Here is a 23,334-nt window from a genome sequence, read left to right as displayed (position 1 = left end):
CAACGCCGCAGATGTGCGTGCCAGACCCCGCGTCTGCGGCATGATCCGCCGGACAGGCCTAGGGCCGCCCTGGAGGGCGGGGCGTCGGGGTGCCGCTGTGCGGCGGGCGGCACCCGGCGTCTACTCCAGGTAGCCCCTGAGCTGGTCCGCGTAGGCGTGGTCGCGGAGTTTGTTGAGTGTCTTGGACTCGATCTGGCGGATGCGTTCCCGGGTCACGCCGAAGATGCGGCCTATCTCCTCCAGCGTGCGGGGGCGGCCGTCGACCAGGCCGTAGCGGAGCTGGACGACCTTGCGTTCGCGTTCGCCGAGGGTGGAGAGCACCGCGTCCAGGTGCTGGCGCAGCAGCAGGAACGCGGCCGACTCGACGGGGCTGGCGGCGTCGCCGTCCTCGATCAGGTCACCGAAGGCGACGTCGTCCTCCTCGCCGACCGGGGCGTGCAGCGAGACCGGCTCCTGGGCCAGGCGCAGCACCTCGCCGACCCGCTCGGGGGGCAGGTCCAGGTGGGCGGCGACCTCCTGCGGGGTCGGTTCGTAGCCGCGTTCCTGGAGCATGCGGCGCTGGACGCGCACGACCCGGTTGATCAGGTCCACGACGTGGACGGGGACCCGGATGGTGCGGGCCTGGTCGGCCAGCGCGCGGGACATGGCCTGGCGGATCCACCAGGTGGCGTAGGTGGAGAACTTGTAGCCCCGGGCGTAGTCGAACTTCTCCACGGCCCGGATCAGCCCCAGGTTCCCCTCCTGGACCAGGTCGAGCATGGTCAGCCCGCGCCCTACGTAGCGCTTGGCCACCGACACCACGAGCCGCAGGTTCGCCTCGATCAGCCGCCGCTTGGCGAGGCGCCCCAGGACGACGAGCCGGTCGAGATCGAGGGCGAGACGGCTGTCCAGGTCGGGGGTGCGGCGCAGCTTCTCCTCGGCGAACAGGCCCGCCTCCACGCGCCGGGCGAGGTCGACCTCCTCGGCCGCGGTGAGCAGCGGGATCCGGCCGATCTCGCGCAGGTACTGCCGGAACAGGTCGGAGGAGGGCCCGCCGGACTCCGTGCGGGTGGGTGGCGGCGGTTCGGCGGACTCGGGGGCGCCCACGGGGTCGGTGGGGTGGGTGAGGTCGGTGGGACCGGTGGGACCGGTGGGGTCGGTGGGGTCGCCGGGGTGGTGCACGGCCGGCATCGCACCAGGCTGCGCGGGCATCGCGACGAGGACGCCGCGCTCCGCGTCCGGCTCCGCGCCGCCGGTACTGGTGTCGGTCTGGGTGAGGGTCTGGGTCTGCACGGGGGCGACCTCCAGGATGGACGCGGCCGGCGGGGGCCGGCGGCGGTACTTCGGGGCGGAGTCGGCTCGCTCGCCGCGGTCCTCCGTCCGGTACGCGTGGAACACGGCCGGGGGACCAGCAATCCGCCGCTGCGGATCGGCCGCGCTCCGAGGGCCGGGGCCTGACCGGCCGGCTCCGTCGTCCGCCCGAAGGGCGGGCCCCGCGAGGTCCGGTGCGTGCGCTCGCAAGGCACCGGAGCATCCTCGTGGCCGGAGCCACTCGGGCGCTTCGGCAACGCGGCGAGCGCGCGTGCCGGACCCCACGGGGCAGGCGGAGACGGCCGGACGGGCCCCAGAGCACCGCCCCCAGTGTGGGGTACGACACATCGCCGCCACGAGGGGCGTGCGGTGACTTTTTGCGTCCGGGCCGTGACCGACGGGTTACCGGAAGGTGCCTTTCGAGTCCTCCAGAGGTCCCCCAGAGGTTCTCTGGAGGACCTCTAAAGGGCGGCGGCGCCGTGTTCGCGCAGGGTCTGGTCGTACTGCTGGAGCACCCACAGCTCGTTCTGCACGGCGGCCAGTTCGGCGGGGTCGCCGTGGCCGGAGAGGCGGGTGAGGCGGCCGGTGATGTCCCGGATGTGGCGCTCGACGGCGCGGCGGCGGACGGTGACCAGTTGGGCGCCCGCGTAGACCTCGTCGACGTCCTTCACGCCCCGGTGCAGCATGATCGCCTCGACCGCGAGTTCGGTGACCATGGCGCGGACGGCGTCGTCGGGGGCGGCGTCCCGGACCCGGACCAGGTAGTCCTGCGGGTCCTGGACGCCCAGCTCGGCGCCGCCGGCCTCCAGGATCGCCTCGCGTACGGCGGTGTAGGGCGGGGCGGTGAACTCGTCCGCTCCGTACGCGTCGAAGGCCGGGGAGACCAGCTCGGGGCGCTGGAGGGCGAGCTTGAGCAGCTCGCGCTCGGTGGCGAAGACCGGGTTGCGGAGGTTGAGCGCCGGGCCGCCCCGGGGGCCCGGACCGGCCTGCGTGGCGTACTGCTGCGGGGCGCCGCCGCTGCCGCGCTGCTGCCGGTCGGGGGCGGGGCCCTTGCCGCCGCGGTCGCGGGCCCAGCGGGCGAGCTGGCCGATCCGCTTGACCACGAACTGGGTGTCGAGGATGCCCAGCATGCCGGCGAGCTGCACGGCCACCTCGTGCTGCGCCCCGCTGTTCTTGATCCGGGCGACGACCGGGGCGGCCTCGTCCAGGGCCGCCGCGCGGCCGGCCGGGGTGTCCAGGTCGTACCGGCCGACGATCTGGCGCAGCGCGAACTCGAAGAGCGGGGTGCGGGGCTCGACCAGGTCGGCGACCGCGTCGTCGCCCTTGGCCAGGCGCAGGTCGCAGGGGTCCATGCCGTCGGGCGCGATGGCGATGTAGGTCTCGGCGGCGAACTTCTGGTCGTCCTCGAAGGCGCGCAGGGCCGCCTTCTGGCCGGCCGCGTCGCCGTCGAAGGTGAAGATCACGCGGGCCGAGCCGTTGTCCATGAGGAGGCGACGGAGGATCTTGATGTGGTCGCCGCCGAAGGCCGTGCCGCAGGTGGCGATGGCCGTGGTGACGCCGGCCAGGTGGCAGGCCATGACGTCCGTGTAGCCCTCGACGACCACGGCGCGGGACACCTTCGCGATGTCCTTCTTCGCGAGGTCGATGCCGTACAGGACCTGGGACTTCTTGTAGATCGCCGTGTCGGGGGTGTTCAGGTACTTCGGGCCGTTGTCCGACTCGTAGAGCTTGCGGGCGCCGAAGCCGACGACGTCGCCGCCGATGTCGCGGATGGGCCACATCAGCCGGCCCCGGAACCGGTCGATGGGACCGCGGCGGCCCTCCTGGGCGAGCCCGGAAAGGAGCAGCTCCTTGTCGCTGAAGCCCTTGCCGCGCAGGAAGCGGGTGAGGTGGTCCCAGCCCTGGGGGCTGTAGCCGACGGAGAAGTGCTCGGCGGCGGCCTGGTCGAAACCGCGGTCGGCGAGGAAGGCGCGGCCGGTGTCGGCCTCGGGGCCGGTCGCCAGTTGCTCCGCGTACCACTGGGCGGCGATCTTGTGGGCCTCGACCAGGCGGATGCGCTCGCCGCGCTGGTGGGACGGGTTGTACCCGCCCTCCTCGTAGCGCAGGGTGATGCCGGCCTGGCCGGCCAGGCGCTCGACCGCCTCCGAGAAGGTGAGGTGGTCGATCTTCATCACGAACGTGATGGTGTCGCCGCCCTCCTGGCAGCCGAAGCAGTGGAAGAACCCCTTGCTCGGACTGACCTGGAAGGACGGCGACTTCTCGTCGTGGAACGGGCACAGCCCCTTCAGGTTGCCGCCGCCCGCGCCTCGTAGCTGGAGGTACTCCGAGACGACGGCGTCGATCGGGACCGCGTCCCGTACCGCCTTCACGTCCTCGTCGTTGATCCGTCCTGCCACGCGTGAAGTCTACGGGGGCGGACTGACAACTATGCGACGAGGCTTTCCAGCGATACGTGCGGGTTGGCCAGCGCCTCCGTGTCCACCTGGGACTTCGAGCGGATCAGTTGCTGGATCGGCTCCGTGACGTCCCACACGTTGACGTTCATCCCGGCCAGCACCCGGCCCTCCTTCACCCAGAAGGCGATGAACTCCCGCTTCGCCGCGTCCCCGCGGACCACCACCTGGTCGTACGATCCCGCCGGCGCCCAGCCGGAGTACTCCATGCCCAGGTCGTACTGGTCGGTGAAGAAGTAGGGCACGCGGTCGTGGGCGGGGCCCTTGCCGAGCATCGCGCGGGCCGCGGCCGGGCCGCCGTTCAGGGCGTTGGCCCAGTGCTCCACGCGCAGGCTGGTGTCGAAGAGGGCGTGGTGGAAGGAGGCCACGTCGCCTGCGGCGTAGACGTCGGGGTCCGAGGTGCGCAGGTGCGCGTCGACGACGATGCCGCCGCCCCGGTCGCGGTCGGCGATCTCCAGCCCGGCGGCCTGGGCGAGCGAGGTGCGCGGGGCGGCGCCGATCGCGGCGAGCACGTCGTGCGCGGGGTGCTCCTCGCCGTCGTCGGTACGGGCGGCAAGGACCATGCCGTCCTGGCCCACGATCTCGGTCAGCCGCACCCCGAAGCGGAAGCGGACGCCGTGCGCCTCGTGCAGCTCGGCGAAGACCGCGCCCAGCTCGGGGCCGAGGACGCCGTGCAGCGGGGTCGGTCCCGGCTCGATGACGGTGACCTCCGCCCCGTACTCACGCGCCGCCGCCGCGACCTCCAGGCCGATCCAGCCGGCGCCGGCGATCACGAGGTGGCCGTTGTCCCGGCCGAGGGAGGCGAGGACGCCCTTGAGGCGTTCGGCGTGGGCGAGGCGGCGCAGGTGGTGGACGCCGGCGAGGTCGGTGCCCGGGACGTCGAGGCGGCGGGGTTCGGCGCCGGTCGCGACGAGCAGCTTGTCGTACCTGACGTGGGTGCCGTCGTCGCCGTAGTGGACGGTCTTGGCGACGCGGTCGATCGCGACGACGGTCTGGCCGAGGTGCAGCTCGATGTCGTGCCGCGCGTACCAGGCGGGCTCGTGCACGAAGACGCTGTCGCGCTCCTCCTTGCCGAGGAGGTAGCCCTTGGACAGCGGCGGGCGCTCGTAGGGGTGGTCGCGTTCGTCGCAGATGAGGATCACCCGGCCGCTGAACCCCTCCGTGCGGAGTGTCTCGGCCGCCTTCGCGCCCGCCAGGCCGCCTCCGACGATGACGATTGTCTGATCCGCGTCGACCACTTGTTTGCCTCCTCGTCAGGGTGCCGCCACATGCGAGCGTCCCGCACGTGGCGTGGTGCGGGAAGGGGGAGTGACCCGATCAGGCCATGGACTGCCGCGTTTCGGCGCCCGAGTGCCGCGTTTCGGCGCGTGAGTGCCGCGTTTCGGCGCGTGAGTGCCGCGTTCGGGGCGCCTGGGGCCTGATCGGGTCACATCCGTCCCGCCGCCAGTCTCATGATTGCCCCGTCAGGCGGGCGTGAAGCGAGCGGGCCGAGGCGTCGGTGAGGGAGGCGATCTGGTCGACGATCACCCGCTTGCGCGCCCGGTCGTCGGCGGCGCCGTCGAACAGGGCGCGGAACTGCGGGTCGAGGCCGTCCGGTGCGCGGGCGGTCAGCGCCTCGGCCAGCTCCGCGACGACGACGCGCTGGTCGGCGCGGAGCCGCTCCTGCTCGGTGCGCTGCATGACGTACCGGACGGCGACCGCCTTGAGGACGGCGCACTCCATGCGGGTCTCGCGGGGTACGACCAGCTCGGCGGTGTACCGGGTGAGCCGGCCGGCGCCGTACGCGGCCCGGGTGGCGGCCTCGGCGGCCAGGCAGAAGCGGCCGATGAGCTGGCTGGTGGCGTCCTTCAGCCGGGCCTGGGCGACGGCCGAGCCGTCGTAGCCGTGCGGCCACCAGTCCTGGGCGAGGAGCCGGTCGAGGGCGGCGGCCGGTTCGGCGTGGTCGGTGCCCTCCGGGACGTACCGGCCGACGGCGACCTCGAAGACCGCCTCGCGCTCGGGGTCGGCGAGCAGGCAGTTCGGGTCGATGTGCCCGGCGTGCAGGCCGTCCTCGACGTCGTGCACGGAGTACGCCACGTCGTCGGCCCAGTCCATGACCTGCGCCTCGAAGCAGGTGCGGGCGCCGGGGGCGTCCTTGCGGAGCCACTCGAAGACGGGCCGGTCGTCGTCGTAGACGCCGAACTTGCGCGAGGCCGGGTCGGTGGGATGGGCGCCGCGGGGCCAGGGGTACTTGGTCGCGGCGTCGAGCGTGGCGCGGGTGAGGTTGAGGCCGACGGAGCCGTCCTCGGTGAACCGCTTGGGCTCGATGCGGGTGAGGAGCCGCAGCGACTGGGCGTTGCCCTCGAAGCCGCCGCAGTCCTCGGCGAACGCGTTGAGCGCCTGCTCGCCGTTGTGCCCGAAGGGCGGATGCCCCAGGTCGTGGGAGAGGCAGGCCGCCTCGACGAGATCCGGGTCGCAGCCGAGGGCGGCCCCGAGTTCGCGGCCGACCTGGGCGCATTCCAGGGAGTGCGTGAGGCGGGTGCGCGGACTGGCGTCCCAGACGGGGCTGCCCTCCCCCGGCGTCACGACCTGCGTCTTGCCGGCGAGGCGGCGCAGGGCGGAGGAGTGCAGGATGCGGGCGCGGTCGCGTTGGAAGGCGGTGCGGCCGGGGCGTTTATCCGGTTCGGGGGCGTAGCGGGCCACTGACGTGGGGTCGTACGGGATGGGGGGTGCGGTGCCTTCCATGTACTGAACAGTATGCGGAGGGGCTGACAAGTGGGGGCGGATCCGTCTGCCGGGTTCTGTGGGCGCGCGGCCGCGGGTCCGTGCGCGGCTGGTCGCGCCCGCGCGGCGGAGCCGCACATCGACGGGGCCCCGCGCCGCTAGGTGGTGGCCGCTGCCCGGCGATTCAAGGCGCCGCTGGTCATCAGCGCCTCGTCGTAGCGGTGCAGCAGCAGGCGGGCCATCGCCGGGTGGGTGCCCAGGGGCGCCGACGCGATCCACGGCGCCGCTGCCGTGCACTGTGTCGCGAAGCGGCCCGGGGCCGTGAAGCAGGAGGCGACGGCCACCCGGCGGTGGCCCCGGGCCGTCAGGGCGCGTACCGCCTCCGGGACCGTCGGGGAGGCCGCCGAGGCGTAGGCCGGGAGCACCGGGACGCCCAGGCGGGCGGCGAGGAGGGCCGCGGTGCGGGCGGTGTCGGTGGCCGAGTCCGGGGCGCGGGAGCCGGCGGCGGCGAGGACGACGGCGTGGTCCGGCCCCGGGTGGGTGGGCCAGCCGGCCTCCAGGAGGCGGTCTTGGAGGGCGTCCACGAGGAGGGGGTGCGGGCCGAGCGGGGCGGCGACGCGGGTGCGGGCCGGGGAGACCGCGGCCATCTCGGGGATGTCCCGTTTGACGTGGTGGCCGCGGCTGAGCAGGAGGGGGACGAGGACCGCGTCCCCGTCGCCGAGGGCGGCCAGCGTGTCCGGCAGCAGGGGTTCGTTCAGTTCGATGTGACCGAGGTGCACCGGCAGGGCGGGGCGCAGGGCGCGCACCCGGTCGAGGAGGGCCCGTACGGTGCTCAGCGCGCGCGGGTCGCGGCTGCCGTGGGCGACGACGACCAGGGCGGGGGTGCCGCCGGTGGCCTCCGTGCTCGTGCTGCTGCCTGTCAGTGTCATCACCGTCATGCACCGAGGGTGGCGGCGGCACGTTGCCTTTCCGTTGCGTGGGTGTCACGGGAACTTTCCGTCGGTTCACAGCGCGCCGCGCACCGCGTGTGAGCGTTCGGCGAACCGGACGGCACGCCTCGACGTCCCTGGGGGCAGGAGACCGACCGGGGAGGGAACCGTCCGATGCGCCGCCCGAGCTTTCGCAGACCGCGCCTGCCGCGCACCCGCAGGGGGCGGCGGAGGCTGATCCAGGTGGTCATGGCCGGGTGCGTGCTGGCCCTGCTGCCCGCGACGTGGCTGCGCCTGGTCACCGACGACCGGCTGCGCACCACGGCCGACGTGCCCCGGACCGAGGTCGCGGTCGTCTTCGGCGCCGGGCTGTGGGACGGGGAGCCCTCGCCGTACCTCGCGCACCGGCTGGACGCGGCGGCCGAGCTGTACCGGGCGGACCGGATCGAGGTGGTCCTCGTGAGCGGGGACAACAGCCGTGAGGAGTACGACGAGCCGGACGCCATGCGGGCCTACCTCGTGCGCCACGGGGTGCCCGACGGGCGGATCGTCAGCGACTACGCGGGGTTCGACACCTGGGACTCCTGCGTGCGCGCGAAAAGGATCTTCGGGGTGGACAGGGCCGTGCTGATCAGCCAGGGCTTCCACATCCGGCGGGCGGTGGCCCTGTGCCAGGAGGCGGGGGTGGCGTCGTACGGCGTCGGGGTCGACGACAAGCACGACGTGACCTGGTACTACGGGGGCGCCCGGGAGCTCCTCGCGGCGGGCAAGGCGGTGCTGGACGCGGTCTTCGAGCCGGATCCGCACTTCCTGGGGCCGAGGGAGCCGGGGGTGGCGCGGGCGCTCGCACTCGCCGACGCAGAGTGACACGTCCCACACCGCGCCCAACGCCGCCTCCCACACCGCGCCCCTCGCCCTGCCCCTCACCGTGTCCCTCACCCCGCCCCTCACGGTGGCCGCGGGGCGGCGGGGAGGTCGCCGTCCCGGCGGTGTAACAGAGCGCCGCCCGGTCGCGTAACACGGGCGACGCACGCTGGACGGCATGCAGAACACCGCCCCGCAGAACACCGCACCGCAGAGCACCGCCACGCCCACGCACTGCCCGTACTGCGCCCTGCAGTGCGGGATGAATCTGACCCCCGCCGCCGACGGGACCGTCGAGGTGAACGAGCGGGCGGACTTCCCGGTGAACCGGGGCGCGCTGTGCGGCAAGGGGCGTACGGCGCCGGCGGTGCTCGCGTCGGGGGCCCGGCTGACCTCGCCGTTGGTGCGTTCCGGCGACGGGACGCTGGTGCCGGCCGGCTGGGACGAGGCGCTGGACCGGATCGCCGGGAACCTGGCCCGCACGCGGGCGGAGCGCGGCGCGGACGCGCTCGGGGTGTTCGGCGGGGGCGGGCTGACCAACGAGAAGGCGTACGCGCTGGGCAAGTTCGCCCGGGTGGCGCTGGGGACCTCGCAGATCGACTACAACGGGCGGTTCTGCATGTCGTCGGCCGCGGCGGCCGGGACGAGGGCCTTCGGACTCGACCGGGGGCTGCCCTTCCCGCTGGAGGACATCCCGAAGACCGGCTGTGTGATCCTCGTCGGGTCAAACCCGGCGGAGACGATGCCGCCGTCCCTCAGGTACTTCACGGAGCTGCGCGAGAACGGCGGCACGCTGATCGTCGTCGACCCGCGCCGGACGAAGACCGCGGACCAGGCCGACCTGCACCTCGCGCCCCGGCCCGGGACCGACCTGGCGCTCGCGCTGGGCATGCTGCACCTGGTGGTCGCCGAGGGGCGGGTCGACGAGCGGTACGTCGAGGAGCGCACGGCCGGCTGGGAGGAGGCGCGGGCGGCGGCGATGGCGCACTGGCCGGAGCACGTGGAGCGGATCACGGGCGTGTCCGTGCCCGAACTGCGGGAGGCGGTGCGGCTGTTCTGTGCGCCCGAGGCGGCGATGGTGCTGACCGCGCGCGGGCCCGAGCAGCAGGCCAAGGGCACGGACACGGTGGGCGCGTGGATCAACCTGTGCCTGGCGACCGGGCGGGCGGGGCGTCCGCTGTCCGGGTACGGCTGTCTGACCGGGCAGGGCAACGGGCAGGGCGGGCGTGAACACGGCCAGAAGGCCGACCAGTTGCCCGGCTACCGCAAGCTGACCGACCCGGCGGCGCGGCGGCACGTCGCCGAGGTGTGGGGCGTGGAGGCGGACTCGCTGCCGGGGCCGGGGCGCAGCGCGTACGAGCTGCTGGACGCGCTGGGCACGGACATCGGGTCGCTGCTGGTGATGGGGTCCAACCCGGTGGTGTCGGCGCCCCGCGCGGCGCACATCGAGGAGCGGCTGCGGTCGCTGGACTTCCTGGCCGTGTGCGACGTGGTGCTCTCCGAGACGGCGGCGCTGGCGGACGTCGTCCTGCCGGTGACGCAGTGGGCGGAGGAGTCGGGGACCACGACCAGCCTGGAGGGGCGGGTGCTGCTGCGGCGGCGCGCGATCACCCCGCCGGACGGGGTCCGCAGCGACCTGGAGGTGCTGCACGAGCTGGCCGCCCGGCTCGGCGTGGAGAAGGGCTTCCCGACCGAGCCCGAGGAGGTCTTCGAGGAGCTGCGCCGGGCGAGCGCGGGCGGCCCGGCGGACTACTCCGGGATCGACTACCGGCGGCTGGCGCGGGAGAACGGGGTGTTCTGGCCGTGCCCGGCACTCCCGGTACCCCCGGCACCCCCGGCGCCCCCGGACGAGGAGGCCGTGTCCGTGTCCCATCCGGGCACCCCGCGCCTGTTCCTCGACCGGTTCGCCACCGACGACGGCCGCGCCCGCTTCGTCCCGGTGTCGCACCGTCCGAGCGCCGAGGAGCCGAACGACGCGTATCCGGTACTGCTGACCACGGGGCGCGTGGTGGCGCAGTACCAGTCCGGCGCGCAGACCCGGCGGGTGGACGAGCTGAACGCCGCCGCGCCCGGCCCCTTCGTGGAGCTGCACCCGAGGCTGGCGGCGCGGCTGGGGGTGGCCGAGGGTGACCGGCTGGCCGTCGTCTCCCGGCGCGGCCGGGCGGTGGCGCCGGCCCGCATCACCACCGGCATCCGTCCCGACACCGTGTTCATGCCCTTCCACTGGCCGGGCGAGGGACGCGCCAACACCCTGACCAACCCGGCGCTCGACCCGACCTCGCGGATGCCGGAGTTCAAGGTGTGCGCGGTGCGGGTGGAGGCGGAGGCGGAGGCGGAGGTCGCGCGGTAGCGCTCGCCTCGCAGGGTCATCCTCGTCCACCGACTACGCGGGCGCCCGCGCCGCCAGCCGCCACCCTCAGCGCGGCCGGTGAACGTGGGCTGACGGCCGCTCCCGGTCACGCTCACTCACGCTCCCTTACCCTTGCGGCGAGGCCGCGGTGCGCATCGCGGCCCGTCGCAGCGGGGGAACGAAGGGAACGAGGGGACGGCAGCCGATGAGCCTCCGACAGTTCGAGTACGCCCTGGCCGTCGCCGAGCAGGGCTCGGTGACCGCCGCGGCGGAGGTGCTGCGCGTCGCTCAGCCCTCGGTGTCCCAGCAGATCCGCGGACTGGAGCGGGACCTCGGTGTGGAGCTGTTCTCCCGCACGCCGACCGGTCTCGTGCCCACCGTGGCCGGCCGCGCGTTCCTGCGGGAGGCGGAGGTCGCGGTGAGCGCGGAGCGGCGGGCGCGGGCGACGGCCCGGGCCGGCGCCGACGAGCTGGTGGGCGAGCTGGTGGTCGCGGTGCAGATGGGCCTGGGCACGCGGCAACTGCCGGGCGCCCTGGCCGCGCTGCGCCGCCGCTTCCCGCGCCTCGAGATCACCGTCTTCGAGGAGCCGAACCCCACCGAGCTGGAGCGGCTGGCCCGCGGGGGCGTGATAGACCTCGCCCTGATGGCCGGGCCGTGCGAGGACGGCCTGTACGACGGCCACCACCTCGGCGACGAGGAGTTCGTCGTGGTGCTGGCCGCCGGGCACCCGCAGCTCGCCGCGGACCGGGTCGCGCTGCGTGACCTGGAGCGGGAGCCGTGGGTGCGGTTCGACCCCAACAGCGCGCTCGACGGCGTACTGGTGGACGTGCTGCGGGACAACGGGCTGGCCCCGACCACGGTCGCCCGCGTCTCCCAGACGGCGACGGCCGTGCGCTGGGCCGCTCACGGGCTGGGGGTCACCTTCGTCCCGGCCTCCGCCGTGCCCCCGGGGCACGAGCACCTCGTGCGCCCGCTGTCCCCGGTCGTGTCCCAGCCCGTCGTCGCCGCGGTACGGCCGGGCGCGGGCCCGGCGGAGACGGCCCTGCTCGAGTTCCTGCGCCAGGAGACCTGGTACAGGTTCGCTCAGAGCTGGGTGGCACCTCCGTCGACGGCGAGTTCGGCGCCCGTGGTGTAGGTGGCGTCGAAGGCGAGGAACGCGGCCGCCCGGGCGATCTCGTCGGGGGTGCCGAAGCGCCGCATCGGATTGTCCGCGACCCGCTCCGCCTTGAACCGCTCGGCCTCCTCCGCGCTCATCGTCGCGTCCAGGGCCCCCGTGTCGACGGGGCCCGGACTGACGGCGTTGACCCGGATCCCGCGCGGCAGCAGCTCACGGGAGAGACTGCGGGCCATCGAGCGCAGCGCTGCCTTGCCCGCCGCGTAGACGCTGGTGTCCACCATGCCGATGACGTTCGCGACCGAGGTGGTGAGGACGACGCCGGCGCCCGTGCTCAGCAGCGGGGCGAGCTTCTGCACGGTGAAGTAGGCGCCCTTGACGTTGATCGCGAACAGCTCGTCGTAGGCCTCCTCGGTCGTCGATCCGAAGGGCGTGAGGTTCGCGACGCCGGCGTTGGCGAACAGGGCGTCGACCGTGCCGAGTTCGGTCTTCACCCGGTCGGCGAGAGCGTCCAGGTCGGACAGTGCGGCCACGTCGCCGCGGACGGCCACCGCGTTCCCGCCGAGCCGCTCCCGCGCGGCGTCGAGCGTGGCCTGCGAACGGCCGGTGATCACGACGCGCGCTCCGCCGGCCACCAGCAGTTCCGCCATCGCGAAACCCATTCCACTGCCGCCGCCCGTGATCACGGCATTCTTGTTGCTGTACTTACCCATTTCCGGGGCCCCTTTTTGGCAGGCTTCTCGAGTTTCACTTTCTTTTCGGGGATCAGCCCTTGGGATATTCCCCGCCGTCCACGGCGAGGTTGGTCCCGGTCACCCAGCCCGCCCGGTCGGACACGAGGAACAGCACCGCGTGGGCGATGTCGTCGGGCAGGCCGTCGCGTCCCAGCGGGGCGGTGCCGGTCGCGGCCGGTCCGGCGTTGAGGCTCGCCCAGTGCTCCCGGGTCTCCTCTCCGCCGGGGGTGGAGGTCCGGCCGGGGCTGACGGTGTTGACCCGGACACCGGAGGGGGCCAGCGTCGCGGCCAGTCCGGCGCTGTAGTTGTCCAGCGCCGCCTTCGCCGCCTGGTAGTGCAGGAACGGGGGTGCCGGGGGCGCGACCGCGGCCGAGGAGATGTGCACGATCGCCCCCGAGCGCCGTTCCCGCATGCCCGGCGCCAGCAGCGAGTTCAGCCGGACCGACGCGAGGAGGTTCAGGTGCAGCGTGTCCAGCCACTCCTCGTCGGGGATGAGCAGGCCGTCCTTGTGGGGCCGCGCCCCGCCCGCGTTGTGGACCAGGATGTCCACCCCGCCGAGCGCCTCCCGCGCGGCCCCGGCGAGCGCCTGAGCCCCGGCGAGGGTCCGCACGTCCGCCTGCACGAAGCCCGCCCCCTCCGGCGCCGTGCCCGTCGCCGACCTGGCGGTGGTGATCACCTCGGCACCGGCGCCCAGGAGCCGCCGGACGATGGCCGCTCCGATTCCGCGCGTACCGCCGGTGACCAGGGCCCGCTTTCCAACGAGTTCCCCGTTCTCCCCGTTCTCCGGGTTATCCGAGTTGTCCGACTCGTTTTTCTTCACGGCCATGACGTTATCCCTTTCACGTTCGCATGATTACCCCCACACGGTAGATCCGGAAATCGAAGGGAAGCAAAGACGAAATTGCAGCGGCTGCCATAGGAAGCTCCTATGGCAGCTTCCTATGGGCGCTTCCTACGGGCGCGCTTCCTACGGCGCCTCACGCGTCGTCGTAGGGCCGCTTCTCCTTCGCCTCCCGCAGGGCCTGCCCCCACCACACCAACTGGTCGAGCATCGTCTTGGCCGCCGCGTCCGGCCCCGACGGGTCCCTGAGCGTGCCCTCGTCGTCGAAGGACGCGCCCGCGTTGTGGAAGGAGACGGTGTCGCGGACGGTGACGGCGTGCAGTTCGGCGAAGACCTGGCGCAGGTGCTCGGCGGCGCGCAGGCCGCCGGACAGACCGCCGTAGGAGACGAGACCGACGGGCTTGGCCCGCCACTCGGTGAAGTGCCAGTCGATGACGTTCTTCAGACCCGCCGGGAACGAGTGGTTGTACTCGGGGGTGAGCACGACGAACGCGTCGGCGTCCGCCAGTTTCGGGGTGATCTCCGCCAGTGCGGCACCCGCCTCCGGGGTCCGGGCGAAGGTGGTGGGCAGCTCGGTCCCGGCGACGTCCACCACCTCCGGGACCAGGTCGTCGTGGGCCTCGAGGTGGTTCATGAGCCAGTCGGCGATGACGGGGCCGAAGCGGCCGTGCCGGTTGCTGCCGACGAGCAGGGTCACACGCAGGGGTGCGGTCGTGGTGTTCATGCGGGAGAGCCTGGTACCTCAACCTTGCTCGAGGTCAAGCCGCGATGCGGGAGGGCCCGTTCGGAGGCACCGGTCACCCGTTCACACCCGCGTCCCGCGCCCCTCCGGATCTTTTCGGAACCCGCCCGCCGCACGCCCGTGACCTGCCCAGACGCTGTCCGGTACCGGGCGTTCGGGAGCGCGGGCAACACCCATTCGCCCCATACCCCGCGCGTTCTCGGGGGGCGGGCCGCGTCCGGTGCCACTTTCCTCGGTAGGGCAGGGGCCACCGAAGAGCTCAAAGGAGCACCGATGCGACGTACCGCCCGCCTGCTGACCGGTACCGCGCTCGCCGCCGCGGCCGTCGGTCTGACCACCGCGGCCCCGGTGTACGCCGGGGAACCCGGCACCGCCGGCGGCGGTCTGACGGTGTTTCCGTCCTCGGTCGTGCCGGGCGAGCGGGCGGTGGTGACGACCCCGGCGTGCGGCAGGGGCGGCTCGGCGGCGGGTGACGCCAGTGCGGTCGGCGCGGGTGCCTTCCCGCTGGCGCCGGGCACCGGCGAGGGCGAGGGCGAGGCGAGCGGCCACTTCGAGGTGCCGCCGAGCGCGCAGCCGGGGACGTACGAGATCGTCGCGACCTGTGGGGACGACGAACGGCGGGTGACGGGCGACCTGGTGGTCACGCTGACCTCGGCCGCCGAGCAGGTGTACCCCAGAGGAAGCGTGAAGACGGGGGTCGGCGGCGCTCTTGGCCCCGATCCCGCGCAGACCGCGGCCGGCGTGGCGGCTCTCGCCGTCGCCGCCGCGGGCGGTACCTGGCTCCTGCATCGCCGGGCGAGAGGCGACGGGATCTGACGGGCACCCTCCGCTGCCCGTCCGCCGGTACCGCACTTCCCCACCCCCTCCGGGTCCGACGCCCCTCGCGGCCCGGAGGGGGCAGGGGACCTCCAGGGATCCGAGGGAGAGGGGACGTCATGCGCAGGGTCAAGGACACCGCGATAGCGGGCGTCACCGTGGTCGCCCTCTGCTGCGGGGCGGGGCTCCTGCTGGCCGGCGCCCACACCGACGCCCCACCCCAGCCGTCGGCCGCACAGGCCGGCACCGGCCGGCCCGACCAGTCCGACCGGGGGGCCGCCGCACCCGCGCTGCCGCCCTCCCCGCCGGACCGCGTCCGCATCCCGGCGATCGGCGTGGACGCCCCGCTGACCGGCCTGGGCCTGACGGAGACGGGCAGCCTGGACGTGCCGCCCGCCGAGAAGAAGAACCTCGCCGGCTGGTACGAGGCCGGCACCACCCCGGGCGAGACGGGCACCGCGATCGTCGCCGGGCACGTCGACAACGCCGAGGGCCCCGCCGTCTTCTACCGCCTCGGCGCCCTGAAGAAGGGCTCCACGATCGAGGTCGACCGGCGCGACGGCGGCGTCGCGCTCTTCACCGTGGACGCGGTGGAGGTGTACGCCGCCGACGACTTCCCCGACGAGAAGGTGTACGGCGCGGCGAACCGCCCCGAACTGCGCGTCATCACCTGCGGCGGCGACTACTCACGCAGTACCGGGTACCAGGGCAACGTGGTCGTCTTCGCCCACCTCACCGGCAGCCGGTGACGCGTTCAGCACGTGCGCTCGCGGTGCCGGTGAGGAGCATGCGCCGAATGACAAGAATCCCTGCACTTCCCGCCAAGGACTGCGGAGCCCGTCCGAGGGACAGTGGCAGCACAGGGGTCCAACGGTTTCAGGGGTGGGGATGCAGAGCATGAGCGCGTCGGTGACGCGGTGAGGGTTCACGGAGGGACCAGGGCCCCGGCGACCGGGCCCGGGCGACGGGCTTCCCGCACGCTGACGGCTGCCTGCGCACTGCTCCTGCTCACTGTCGGCTGCGGCGGTTCCGGCGACCCGGACGACGCCGGTTCCCGTACGGAGGATCAGCGCGAGGCGGGTCGTAGCGGCGATGGCGGGGAGGGCGCCGAGGCTCTCGTCGCCCACGACCCACCGACGCGATTCGCACCGGGCGTGCCCTTCGCCGTGAACCCGAGCGGACTCGCCGCGGTGACACTCGACGGAACGAAGGCATACACGTTCGGCGAGCAGGGTGGTTCTCTCATCGCCATCGACCTGGCATCGGGCGAGACAGTGGGGACAGCGAAGCCGGAGGGCAGCATGCCGGACGGGTACCTGCCCGCGAGGCGCGACCCGCCCAGAGACCTCACTCCCTCCTGCGAGAAGCGGGGACCGGCCGTGGCGACCGTGGGTGGGAAGAAGGTCGCGCTGGCACTGTTCCCGGTCGTCGAACAGGGCAGCGGCACCCAGCCCGACGCCGAGGCCGTCGAGATGGTGGCCCTGGACGCCGACAGTGGGAGGACCGCGTGGCGTACTCGCCTGGACCTCCAGGAGGAACACACCACGTGTCGTGTCGCCGGAGTCAGCGGGCACACGGCGGTGCTGGTCCTCGGAGGCGACCGGTCAATCGGTGTGTCGCACACGACCTACGGGGTCGACCTGACGACCAGGAAGGTGGTGTGGCAGCAGGAGAACTTCGAGGCACAGCTCGTCCTGAACCACCACGTCGTCGGCGGAACGGAGAACGCGGAAGGCTGGGTGGTCCTCGCCTCCCACGACGCGGAGCGCGGCGCGCGGCAGTGGACATCGTCCGCGACGTCATACGGTCAGCTCGACGCCACCATGTTCTCACCGGAACGGGTGCTCGCCCGGGCCGTCGGCCTGGGCTCCGGCACCACGGTCGTGAAGCTCTCCGACGGCAGTCCGCAGCCCCTGGAGGGATACGGCGAGGATTCCCCCGCCATCAACCGCTGCCTGTACGACGGACGGTCGCTGACGGTCTGCAGCATGGGCGACGAGGAGGAAGCGGAGCTGGTGGCATACGACGCGGACGGGAAGCGTCGGTGGAGGATCGGAGGCCCGTCCGACGACACCGGCCGGATCGCACCGTTCCTGACCGCGGCCTACCACGGCCTCGTCTACGGAGTGGTCCAGCGGGAGAACCGGCAGCCCGAGCCGATCGTCCTAGACGGGCGCACCGGCACGGACCGGGAACGCTCACCGGGCGCGGCTCCCCGGCTGGTGAACGCGTACGTCGGGCTGGACGACGAAGGGGCGTCCGTGATGGTCCACCGGTCGGCGGGCTGAAGCCCCGCCCCGACTTGGCCCCCGGGCAGAAGTCTTCGCCACCTGCTGGAAACGCCTCACCGCCCTACAGGCTGTCACCTGACAGCAGGCTACCAAGGACCAGCAAGGAGAAGACCAGCAGCACTCCGGGCCCGTGGAACCCGCCGCACCCGCAGCGTCACGCGACGGCCCACCTCGAACGGTCCGAGGACATCAGGGGCGAACTGCCGAGCAGGTCAGCCACCGAATCCTGCTGACGAATCGAGGCTAGTCCTGCCAGCACATGCCGGTGGCCGACCAGGGCATGCTGCGAGGTAGGTCAGTTCTGAGCTCAGGGGGTGAAGGCATGCCTTCACTGCTCAAATTTAATGCTGAGCGTAAGCGGTCATTGCTCACTACAGGCCGACCGTGCTGGTAGACGCATAAGGCCGCGCCAATGTCCCCGTGCTGGGCGAAGTTCGCCAGGACCGCCTCGCGGACCGGTTCGAAACCGGGCGCTACCTCACCGTCGATCGTTGTCATGTCGCTCATCCTGGCAACTTGGCTGCCTACTTGACGGGGTGAGCCCACCGCCAACCTCACCCCGCCGAGCTGCTCACGCCCCCAGAACTGGCCGGCCCGGCCGTCTCGTCCGCATGAGCACGGTCGGGCAAGCCGTAAGATTCACCGAGGGCTTCTCGTACGCAGGAGGCTTGCGTCCCAGAACCGGCCTACCCAGAGAGGCCGGTCTTCTTCGCCATCTCCATGAGCTTGGGTCGTGCTCTCTGATGGAGCACGAAAAGCACTCGGACTACCTCTCTCACCATTGGATGGACCTCAGCCATCTGAGGGGCCACCTCGAATGCCTTCTCCAGGGCTTGTTCAGCCCCCGCATAGTCCCTGGTCTCCAACCTCACTCGGGCTACGTCGATGTACATTCGACCAAGGCGGTTGGGTGTGAGGGTCGCAGGCGGGGTTCTGATCAATGGACCCGCCATTTCGGCTGCCTTATCGGGCTTCCCCAGCTCCATATGAGCCGCAAGCTCATACAGGGCCGTGTTCTCCTGCCCGAAAGTCAAATTGTGCTTCAGAACATCGTTCGGGATCCGCTCAGCATGCCTTTTCGCCTTCCGAAGGTGGTCCGCCGTGGCATCGGAGTCCTTATGACGGGACGCGAGGACGATTCCTCGAAGGTGCAGGGAGCCCAGGGAGAGCGCTCGGGCCGGCGTATCGGCTCCGGCGACCTGTTCGTAGCGGCTGACGGCCCGTTCGACGATGGCCAGGCCGTCGCCGTACTGCCCAGCGCTCTGGTAGGTGCCGGCCTCGTTCCAGGCCGCCACGACTTCCGCCTCAGGGTTCCAGGTCTGCTGTGCGGCCCAGACCTGACGAGAGACGATCATGTCTGCGAGATCGGACTGTGCGAGCCGGTGAGCGGCTGCGTAGGCGCATCCGTAGACGTCGGAGACCTGAGTCCAGGCGCCGGCCTCTCCGGAGGACGACAGAGCCGTTGCGGTGACTTGACCCAGAAGCCGGGGCAGCAGCTCAAGTAGCTCCAGGTACTTGGTTTCAGCCCGGAGTCTCATCGCCTTGTCCACGTCGGCCGCCAATACGGCCGGATCGGGCACGTCTTCCCGGGGAAGGGTGTACCTGCGCACCGCACCCCGGAGTTCGTTGAGAAGGTCGGCCTGTTCGGACAGGCCCAGGAACGGCTGTCCGTAGATGCGCTGGACCGGGACGTGCAGAGTCTTCGCCACCGCTGCGGCCAACGGGGGCGTGGTCGGCCGGATGCCGTTCTCGATCTTGGTCAGGTAGGACACGGAGATGCCGGCCAAGCGAGCCAGCTTGGCCTGGCCGAGTCCTCTGGCCTTGCGAAGGACAGCGATGTTCTCGCCGGGTGCCGGGGTGCTCTCCATACACCTACTGTTCCACGATCAGATGCCAACGGCCCATCAGATGACGTACGACCGACAGCAGTTGTGCAACTCCTGTGTTAGCTGATCTTGCTCTTCCACTGTTGTCTAGTAACAGACAGCGACAACGTGTCCACACGGAGGTACACGGTGGTGAGCGGGAGTAGAGAGAAGATCGCAATCAGCGTCGATGACATGCCGATCGACGTGGACGGAGCTGGGGACACCGTGGATTCGGTCCTGGGCATGAGGCTGGACGCTTCAAGACGCCAGGACATCGACTCACGCACGGGTGTACTCATCGGTTTCATGAGCGAGCTGCTTACGGCAGACCTCGGAGCGAACGATGACGATGAGGTCATGGCCCTCTACCGAGCCTGCTATCACCTGCTCGACCTGAAGAGGCGCCCCACCCAGGAAACGCCGGTCTACGAGTCATTCCAGTTCATGCGGGACTGTGCGATCCGTGCCAGGGCGCTCCTGGCCCTCTACGAGGTGAAGAACGGGGCCAAGGCCCCGTGACGAGAGTGGTTCGCAGGTTCGTGGACTACAAGAAGAAGGACTGCGGGGCCACGTCCAAGGAGCTGGGCGGCGAAGAGGCCGCTGTCGACCGGATGGCCGAGCACCGCGCCGAGACGGGGCACAGCCGCTTCAGGCTGTCGTTCAGTGACTACGCCCTGGTGGAGCCGGAGTGACGCGCCGCCCTCTGGTCCACGGCTGGTGTCTGCTGTGCCGGCACCCCGCCCTGGTCTTCTGGATTGGGCCTGTCGAGCACGCCGGACTGTCCGCGCCGGCCTACATGTGCGAACCCTGTGCCGACTTCGTCCGCGAGTACATCGCGTACTACAACGAACAGCGAGACGCCCGCCCGGCCTGCTGACTCTCGCCCTGACTTGGAGGATTCACGCGGCGCCCCTCGCACCGCGCGTACTGACACAGCGCGGGCGCGCCGACACAGACTCCTCGCCCGTCCGTAATCCCATCCCCCGTGGCGCGGATGGGCGAGGACTGCTCGCCCCGGTGGTCCACGGCGCCACACAGCCCGAGTGCCCGCCGGGACGGGTGCAGCATCCCTACGAGAAGAGAGGCAGTTACATGACGACCCTGCCCGCCGAGATGACGCCGTTCGCGATGCGGTACGCCGCCCGGCAGACCAGCACGGCGCCCGACACCAGCGGCGTGGTCTACGACCCGACGTTGCAGGTTGCCTTGACGGCAGAGGGCAACCCCTGGGCGGACCTCATGGCCAACGACACCAGCAGCAACACGAACAGCGACAGCAAGAACGACGAAGGAACGGACCTCTACTGATGGCCGCCGCCAGGGGGTCGGTGCTGGTTCTCACGAACCAGCTCGACGCAACCGCGGATTCGGTGGTGTCGCGGCTGAACGACCGGGACGTTCCGGTCTTCCGCTGCGACTCGGCGGAGTTCCCGCAGGAACTCACGCTGTCCGCCACGCTCGCTGACGGTTGGGCCGGCGTACTCGACAACGGGGTTCGCCAACTCGATCTGTCCGACGTGAGGGCGGTCTACTACCGCAGGCCCGAGGAGTTCCGGCTCCCTGGCGGCATGTCCGAGGCTGAGCGGCAGTTCGCTGCCGCTCAGTCCCGGGCGGGCTTCCTCGGCGTGGTCGCGTCGCTCCCCTGCCTGTGGGTCAACCACCCCGCCCGCGAGCAACAGGCCAACTACAAGCCGTGGCAACTCAGGGTCGCTCACGGCCTCGGGCTGAACCCGCCCCGGTCCATCGTCACGAACGACCCCGCAGCCGGTCGCAAGTTCGCAGCCGACATCGGAGCTCCGATCATCACGAAGTCTCTCGGCTCCCCGGTTGACACGGTTGTTGTCGACCCGGCCGAGTTCGACGACTCGGTTCGCCTCTGCGCGCACCTCTTCCAAGAGTGGGTGGACAAGGCTCACGAAGTGCGGTTGACCGTGGTCGGGTCGCGCTTCTTCGCAGTCGAGATCCACGCAGGGTCAGACGCGGCGCGGGTGGACTGGCGGACCGACTACGGGAGTCTCGCGTACCGTCCGACGGTCGTTCCGGAAGCGGTGCGACGGCGTGTAAACGCCTTCATGGACCACTTCGGGCTCGCCTTCGGCGCCTTCGACTTCATCGTGACCCCGGAAGGGACCTGGCGGTTCCTGGAGGTGAACGCCAACGGCCAGTGGCAATGGATCGAGCAGGAGACAAGCCTGCCGATCGCCCGCGGTATCGCTGACCTACTGGAGAAAGGCAGAACCGATGACGACCAGTGAGACGCCCGAGCAGCTCCCGGCGCTACTGAGGAAGCTCGTGAGTGAGTTGGTGGCAGACGGGTCGCTCCATTCCCGTGCGTGGCGTGCCGCTGTCGAGGCGGTACCCCGGCACGCCTTCCTTCCTGAGTTCTTCCGGGACGCGCCGGGGAGCGACGGGGTTACGGAGTACACACCCGTGAGCCAGGGGCGTGACCCCGACGGGTGGTTGCGCCTCTGTTATGAGAACAAGACGTGGGTGACACAGCTCGACAACGGGGCGACCACTTCGGCTGACGCCCCGGTTCGAGGCATCCCGACAAGTTCGTCCACGCTCCCCGGTTCCGTCGTGCGCATGCTCGAAGACCTCGACGTGACGGAAGGCATGTCCGTACTTCAGGCGGGCGGAGGGTCGGACTACTCGACCGCGCTTCTCTGCGAACGGCTCGGCGACAAGCATGTTGCACGCGTCGAGTACGACCCCGGGCTGTCGGACCTCGGGCGCGATCGGCTCGCTTCCCTCGGCTACACCCCTCGCCTGGTGGCCGGCGACGCTGCCGCAGGCTGCCCGGAGGGAGCACCGTACGACCGAATCATCAGCACGTACTCACCCACCCATATTCCGGCGGCATGGCTGGAGCAGTCGGCCCCGGGCGGCGTCGTACTCGCTTCACTGGTGGGCAGCCTCGGGGCGTACGGGTACGTGCGGGTGCACGTCGAGTCCCCGGAGACGGCGCGCGGGCGGTTCATCGACAGTACGGTTTCGTTCATGCCCGACCGGGACACTGTGAAGCCCGAGATCGGGCCTCTGATTCGGCCGGCGATCGAGAGGCGCAACGAGGTGGACGGCGTCCCGTCGGGCGTCGCCCTCGCCATGCTCGCGGTACCGTCCCTGATGTGGGCGCTTCAGCTCCGGTTGCCGGGAACGCTGGCCGTTGGTCTCAACCTGAACGGGACTCCCGGCCGCTGGTTTCTGCACCCTGACGGGGCCTGGGCGACGCTGGAAGCCGATGACAAAGGAGTCCGCGCGTACCAGGGCGGCCCACGTGACCTTTGGTCCGAGATTGAAGCCGCTGTCTCCCAGTGGCTGGGGGACGGGTGCCCGGAGCTGAGCCGCTACGGGCTCACCGTGACACCGGGAGAGAACACAGTGTGGCTCGACTCACCGCGTAGGCAGGTCGGAGCACTGAGCGAGTAGCCGTAGCGGTCGGTGTTTGGACAGTCTGTCCCGGCAGAAGCGCCACTTCGGCGGCGTGTCGCCGGGACAGGCTGTCCAAACATGAGCCCCGGACCATGGGGCCGCCGTCCGCTACGCCACCCACTGCTCCCACGCCAGGTTCGCCACCAGCGCGAACACCACCGTCAGCAGGACGACGCGGACGAAGCCGCTGCCCCTCTTGAGGGCCGTGTGGGCGCCGAACATGCCGCCTGCCAGATTGAAGACGGCCATCAGGGCGGCGAGCTGCCACAGGACCGCGCCCTGCCAGGCGAACATGGCGAGGGCGCCCACGTTGGTGCAGCAGTTGACGATCTTGGCGGTGGCGGACGCGGTCACCAGGTCCAGGTGGAGCACGGCGGTGAGGGCCAGGATCAGGAAGGTCCCCGTGCCGGGTCCGACGAGGCCGTCGTAGAAGCCGATGCCGAGGCCCGCGAGGCCGATCGCGGCGAGGACCCGGCGGCGGGTGACCGGGCCGGTGGCGGGCGCGGTGCCGAAGGCGGGGCGGAAGATCACGAAGGCGGCGACCGCGAGCAGCACCACCATGATCACCGGCTTCAGGACCTCGGTGCTCATCCCGGCGGCGAAGAACGCCCCGCCCGACGATCCGGCCAGCGCCACCAGGCCGATGCGTACGGCGGTGCGCACGTCCACCGGCGCCTTGCGGGCGTACGTCACCGCCGCGCCCGTGGTGCCGACGATGGAGACCGCCTTGTTGGTGCCCAGCGCGTGCGCGGCCGGGGTCCCGGCGGGCAGGCCGAGCAGCAGTGCGGGCAGGAGCAGGAGGCCGCCTCCGCCGACCACGGCGTCGATCCAGCCGGCCGCGAGCGCGGCGAGGCAGAGCAGAACGACCGTGGTCAGCGATATGTCGGGCATGATCGCGACCCTATGG

General features: G+C 71.6%; 22 protein-coding genes. 12 read left to right on the top strand and 10 right to left on the bottom strand.

Annotated features, from left to right (window positions below; genetic code table 11):
• Positions 1 to 120: 120 nt before the first annotated feature.
• From KUM40_RS16405 to KUM40_RS16385, 5 genes are all read right to left on the bottom strand, one after another.
• Positions 121 to 1,272 (bottom strand): RNA polymerase sigma factor, encoded by a 1,152-nt coding sequence (locus KUM40_RS16405; RefSeq protein ID WP_374227387.1) that lies wholly within the window; start codon positions 1,270 to 1,272, stop codon positions 121 to 123.
• 479 nt (positions 1,273 to 1,751) lie between these two features.
• Positions 1,752 to 3,686 (bottom strand): DNA primase, encoded by a 1,935-nt coding sequence (dnaG, locus tag KUM40_RS16400; RefSeq protein WP_217166714.1) that lies wholly within the window; start codon positions 3,684 to 3,686, stop codon positions 1,752 to 1,754.
• A 29-nt stretch (positions 3,687 to 3,715) separates the two neighbouring features.
• Positions 3,716 to 4,981, bottom strand: coding sequence for an FAD-dependent oxidoreductase (locus tag KUM40_RS16395; RefSeq protein ID WP_217166713.1), 1,266 nt, complete (start codon positions 4,979 to 4,981; stop codon positions 3,716 to 3,718).
• A gap of 211 nt (positions 4,982 to 5,192) precedes the next feature.
• Entirely contained in the window at positions 5,193 to 6,467 is a 1,275-nt protein-coding gene (locus tag KUM40_RS16390; protein ID WP_217166712.1) for a deoxyguanosinetriphosphate triphosphohydrolase, read from the bottom strand.
• Between the two features lie 137 nt (positions 6,468 to 6,604).
• A complete protein-coding gene (locus KUM40_RS16385) occupies positions 6,605 to 7,384 on the bottom strand; it encodes a sirohydrochlorin chelatase (RefSeq protein ID WP_217166711.1) in 780 nt (259 codons plus the stop codon).
• A 165-nt stretch (positions 7,385 to 7,549) separates the two neighbouring features.
• Between KUM40_RS16385 and KUM40_RS16380 the strand changes: the two genes are divergently transcribed.
• The 3 genes from KUM40_RS16380 (at position 7,550) to KUM40_RS16370 (ending at position 11,724) form a co-directional block, all read left to right on the top strand.
• Positions 7,550 to 8,242, top strand: a complete 693-nt coding sequence (locus KUM40_RS16380) for a vancomycin high temperature exclusion protein (RefSeq protein ID WP_217166710.1) — start codon at positions 7,550 to 7,552, stop codon at positions 8,240 to 8,242.
• A gap of 175 nt (positions 8,243 to 8,417) precedes the next feature.
• Positions 8,418 to 10,589: a molybdopterin oxidoreductase family protein gene (locus KUM40_RS16375; RefSeq protein ID WP_217166709.1), complete on the top strand. Its 2,172-nt coding sequence runs from the start codon at positions 8,418 to 8,420 to the stop codon at positions 10,587 to 10,589.
• Between the two features lie 205 nt (positions 10,590 to 10,794).
• Complete coding sequence (locus tag KUM40_RS16370; protein ID WP_217166708.1) at positions 10,795 to 11,724, top strand: LysR family transcriptional regulator; 930 nt, start codon at positions 10,795 to 10,797, stop codon at positions 11,722 to 11,724.
• Here the strand turns inward: KUM40_RS16370 and KUM40_RS16365 are convergent.
• From KUM40_RS16365 to KUM40_RS16355, 3 genes are all read right to left on the bottom strand, one after another.
• Positions 11,673 to 12,416 carry an SDR family oxidoreductase gene (locus KUM40_RS16365; protein WP_217166707.1) on the bottom strand — a complete coding sequence of 248 codons (744 nt, stop codon included), beginning with the start codon at positions 12,414 to 12,416 and terminating at the stop codon, positions 11,673 to 11,675. The genes KUM40_RS16370 and KUM40_RS16365 overlap by 52 nt on opposite strands.
• 52 nt (positions 12,417 to 12,468) lie before the next feature.
• A complete protein-coding gene (locus KUM40_RS16360) occupies positions 12,469 to 13,263 on the bottom strand; it encodes an SDR family oxidoreductase (RefSeq protein WP_217166706.1) in 795 nt (264 codons plus the stop codon).
• 151 nt (positions 13,264 to 13,414) lie between these two features.
• Positions 13,415 to 14,002 (bottom strand): NADPH-dependent FMN reductase, encoded by a 588-nt coding sequence (locus tag KUM40_RS16355; protein ID WP_217166705.1) that lies wholly within the window; start codon positions 14,000 to 14,002, stop codon positions 13,415 to 13,417.
• 291 nt (positions 14,003 to 14,293) lie between these two features.
• On the opposite strand from KUM40_RS16355, the gene KUM40_RS16350 reads away from it, so the two are divergent.
• The 3 genes from KUM40_RS16350 to KUM40_RS16340 all read left to right on the top strand — a co-directional run bounded on the left by KUM40_RS16350 (position 14,294) and on the right by KUM40_RS16340 (position 17,124).
• Positions 14,294 to 14,836: a hypothetical protein gene (locus KUM40_RS16350; protein WP_217166704.1), complete on the top strand. Its 543-nt coding sequence runs from the start codon at positions 14,294 to 14,296 to the stop codon at positions 14,834 to 14,836.
• Between the two features lie 119 nt (positions 14,837 to 14,955).
• Complete coding sequence (locus KUM40_RS16345; RefSeq protein WP_217166703.1) at positions 14,956 to 15,585, top strand: class F sortase; 630 nt, start codon at positions 14,956 to 14,958, stop codon at positions 15,583 to 15,585.
• Positions 15,586 to 15,990: 405 nt separating this feature from the next.
• Positions 15,991 to 17,124 carry a PQQ-binding-like beta-propeller repeat protein gene (locus tag KUM40_RS16340; RefSeq protein WP_217166702.1) on the top strand — a complete coding sequence of 378 codons (1,134 nt, stop codon included), beginning with the start codon at positions 15,991 to 15,993 and terminating at the stop codon, positions 17,122 to 17,124.
• Between the two features lie 689 nt (positions 17,125 to 17,813).
• Here KUM40_RS16340 and KUM40_RS16335 read toward each other — a convergent pair.
• Complete coding sequence (locus tag KUM40_RS16335) at positions 17,814 to 18,995, bottom strand: helix-turn-helix transcriptional regulator (RefSeq protein ID WP_217166701.1); 1,182 nt, start codon at positions 18,993 to 18,995, stop codon at positions 17,814 to 17,816.
• A 150-nt stretch (positions 18,996 to 19,145) separates the two neighbouring features.
• Here KUM40_RS16335 and KUM40_RS16330 point away from each other — a divergent pair, with 150 nt between their 5' ends.
• From KUM40_RS16330 to KUM40_RS16305, 6 genes are all read left to right on the top strand, one after another.
• On the top strand, positions 19,146 to 19,514 hold the full coding sequence (locus KUM40_RS16330; RefSeq protein WP_217166700.1) for a hypothetical protein: 369 nt from the start codon (positions 19,146 to 19,148) through the stop codon (positions 19,512 to 19,514).
• Complete coding sequence (locus tag KUM40_RS16325) at positions 19,511 to 19,687, top strand: hypothetical protein (protein WP_217166699.1); 177 nt, start codon at positions 19,511 to 19,513, stop codon at positions 19,685 to 19,687. Before KUM40_RS16330 ends, KUM40_RS16325 begins: the two co-directional genes overlap by 4 nt.
• Complete coding sequence (locus tag KUM40_RS16320) at positions 19,684 to 19,872, top strand: hypothetical protein (RefSeq protein ID WP_217166698.1); 189 nt, start codon at positions 19,684 to 19,686, stop codon at positions 19,870 to 19,872. The genes KUM40_RS16325 and KUM40_RS16320 overlap by 4 nt, the downstream gene beginning before the upstream one ends.
• Positions 19,873 to 20,087: 215 nt before the next feature.
• On the top strand, positions 20,088 to 20,303 hold the full coding sequence (gene tgmA / locus KUM40_RS16315) for a putative ATP-grasp-modified RiPP (RefSeq protein ID WP_217166697.1): 216 nt from the start codon (positions 20,088 to 20,090) through the stop codon (positions 20,301 to 20,303).
• Entirely contained in the window at positions 20,303 to 21,250 is a 948-nt protein-coding gene (gene tgmB, locus KUM40_RS16310) for an ATP-grasp ribosomal peptide maturase (protein ID WP_217166696.1), read from the top strand. The genes tgmA and tgmB overlap by 1 nt, the downstream gene beginning before the upstream one ends.
• The gene (locus tag KUM40_RS16305) at positions 21,237 to 22,424 is read left to right on the top strand and encodes a hypothetical protein (protein ID WP_217166695.1); all 1,188 of its coding nucleotides are present in this window, start codon (positions 21,237 to 21,239) and stop codon (positions 22,422 to 22,424) included. The genes tgmB and KUM40_RS16305 overlap by 14 nt, the downstream gene beginning before the upstream one ends.
• A 111-nt stretch (positions 22,425 to 22,535) precedes the next feature.
• Here KUM40_RS16305 and KUM40_RS16300 read toward each other — a convergent pair whose 3' ends face one another.
• Positions 22,536 to 23,318 (bottom strand): sulfite exporter TauE/SafE family protein, encoded by a 783-nt coding sequence (locus KUM40_RS16300; protein WP_217166694.1) that lies wholly within the window; start codon positions 23,316 to 23,318, stop codon positions 22,536 to 22,538.
• Positions 23,319 to 23,334: the final 16 nt, after the last annotated feature.

Source organism: Streptomyces sp. AC512_CC834, assembly GCF_019049325.1.
Classification (GTDB): Bacteria; Actinomycetota; Actinomycetes; order Streptomycetales; family Streptomycetaceae; genus Streptomyces.
The sequence above is the reverse complement of the archived record's forward strand: the minus strand, read 5'-3'. Positions and strand labels throughout refer to the sequence as shown.

Bases quoted from the DNA above. Each gene is read 5' to 3' on its own strand.
- KUM40_RS16390 (WP_217166712.1), bottom strand. From the start codon at position 6,467: ATGGAAGGCACCGCACCCCCCATCCCGTACGACCCCACGTCAGTGGCC.
- KUM40_RS16385 (WP_217166711.1), bottom strand. From the start codon at position 7,384: ATGACGGTGATGACACTGACAGGCAGCAGCACGAGCACGGAGGCCACC.
- KUM40_RS16380 (WP_217166710.1), top strand. From the start codon at position 7,550: ATGCGCCGCCCGAGCTTTCGCAGACCGCGCCTGCCGCGCACCCGCAGG.
- KUM40_RS16375 (WP_217166709.1), top strand. From the start codon at position 8,418: ATGCAGAACACCGCCCCGCAGAACACCGCACCGCAGAGCACCGCCACG.
- KUM40_RS16370 (WP_217166708.1), top strand. From the start codon at position 10,795: ATGAGCCTCCGACAGTTCGAGTACGCCCTGGCCGTCGCCGAGCAGGGC.
- KUM40_RS16365 (WP_217166707.1), bottom strand. From the start codon at position 12,416: ATGGGTAAGTACAGCAACAAGAATGCCGTGATCACGGGCGGCGGCAGT.
- KUM40_RS16360 (WP_217166706.1), bottom strand. From the start codon at position 13,263: ATGGCCGTGAAGAAAAACGAGTCGGACAACTCGGATAACCCGGAGAAC.
- KUM40_RS16355 (WP_217166705.1), bottom strand. From the start codon at position 14,002: ATGAACACCACGACCGCACCCCTGCGTGTGACCCTGCTCGTCGGCAGC.
- KUM40_RS16350 (WP_217166704.1), top strand. From the start codon at position 14,294: ATGCGACGTACCGCCCGCCTGCTGACCGGTACCGCGCTCGCCGCCGCG.
- KUM40_RS16345 (WP_217166703.1), top strand. From the start codon at position 14,956: ATGCGCAGGGTCAAGGACACCGCGATAGCGGGCGTCACCGTGGTCGCC.
- KUM40_RS16335 (WP_217166701.1), bottom strand. From the start codon at position 18,995: ATGGAGAGCACCCCGGCACCCGGCGAGAACATCGCTGTCCTTCGCAAG.
- tgmA (WP_217166697.1), top strand. From the start codon at position 20,088: ATGACGACCCTGCCCGCCGAGATGACGCCGTTCGCGATGCGGTACGCC.
- tgmB (WP_217166696.1), top strand. From the start codon at position 20,303: ATGGCCGCCGCCAGGGGGTCGGTGCTGGTTCTCACGAACCAGCTCGAC.
- KUM40_RS16305 (WP_217166695.1), top strand. From the start codon at position 21,237: ATGACGACCAGTGAGACGCCCGAGCAGCTCCCGGCGCTACTGAGGAAG.
- KUM40_RS16300 (WP_217166694.1), bottom strand. From the start codon at position 23,318: ATGCCCGACATATCGCTGACCACGGTCGTTCTGCTCTGCCTCGCCGCG.